The 1,076-nt window shown below is 62.3% G+C and carries 3 protein-coding genes; all 3 read right to left on the bottom strand.

Annotated elements, in window-relative coordinates; translation table 11 throughout:
• On the bottom strand, positions 1–234 hold a 234-nt coding region (locus AADEFJLK_RS23685; RefSeq protein WP_146054750.1), incomplete at its 3' end, for a DUF4124 domain-containing protein.
• 376 nt (positions 235–610) lie between these two features.
• The gene (locus AADEFJLK_RS23690; protein ID WP_103976045.1) at positions 611–904 is read right to left on the bottom strand and encodes a hypothetical protein; all 294 of its coding nucleotides are present in this window, start codon (positions 902–904) and stop codon (positions 611–613) included.
• Positions 888–1,076: hypothetical protein (locus AADEFJLK_RS24900; RefSeq protein WP_211299344.1), on the bottom strand; the 189-nt coding region annotated here is incomplete at its 5' end. The genes AADEFJLK_RS23690 and AADEFJLK_RS24900, both read right to left, overlap by 17 nt.

The following is a 1,076-nucleotide window of genomic DNA, read 5'->3' on the forward strand; positions in this document are numbered from 1 at the left end:
GGGCTGTTGCGGGTCGCCGGACCGGAACAGCCGCACCAATTGCCTGGGCTTGACATCCAACTGCCTGACGGCGACCTCTTGGCCTGCCGTGACCGCCGCAGGCGGCCGGTCGGCATACGCCCATTGCCCGTTGCCGTCCTGATAGCGGTAGAGTTTTTTGCCGTCCGCCCGGAATGCGGCCAGGCATAACATGAGCGTGACGGCCACCGCCCGCCCATAGCCTACATTTTGCATGGGTTACACCTTTTTAAGTGGTTTTACGCGATGACCAGGACACCTCCCGGCTTTGCCGGGACACCGACGGGTTTCCTGGACCCTCCGTGACAAAAATACGCCAAAGCCTATAGGAAGCAAACCCTAAACCGCCAGCATATACCCGCCCGTGGCGGGCAGGTGTGCCCCAAACGGGCAAGACCCGATGCGCGTCGGACTGCCGCGCTGGTTTTGACATACGGATAACACAGGTTATTTAATCGGCCATCATTTGGCCGTATTATCACATAACACGCCAAAAAATGCCGATATTTTCGCCGATGACGGTCGGCCGACACCCTATTTGCTAACCTTACGTTTAACCAAGCCGCCAAGCCATCTAACCAACCTTATCGGCCTACCCCCGCAGAAACGGCCGCGGCGGTTTGCCGGGCTTGTCCAGCCATCCCCACAACACGCACAAGGCCAGCCAATAGCCATAGCGGGTCTTGTCGGAAAGGCCATCGTGAGCCCGCCAAAACCCGATGACATGGCGCTTGCCCAGCCGCGCCGGGTGACCGACGGGCTCCTGGGTCTCCACCCACGCCACAAACAGCAACAGCTTTTGCACCTGTTTCCGGCGGTGCGCCTTGCCGCCCTTACGGACATAGCGGTGCGCCAAGCGCCGGATTTCATCAGCCAGTATAGACACGGGTCACCTCGATGCGGTTATGCCCCAGCTCGCGTGCCAAAATCAGCCGGGCGGTGGCGTCCAACTTCGCCGCCGCCGCCCGGCTGACCCCCAAATGCGCCGCCATCTTGGCGACGCGCTGCCGCCCCGCCCACCCGGCCTGCACCGGCGCCGGCACGCCGGCCAGTTCCGC

This window comes from Methylovulum psychrotolerans (assembly GCF_002923755.1).
In the GTDB taxonomy this organism is placed as follows: domain Bacteria; phylum Pseudomonadota; class Gammaproteobacteria; order Methylococcales; family Methylomonadaceae; genus Methylovulum; species Methylovulum psychrotolerans.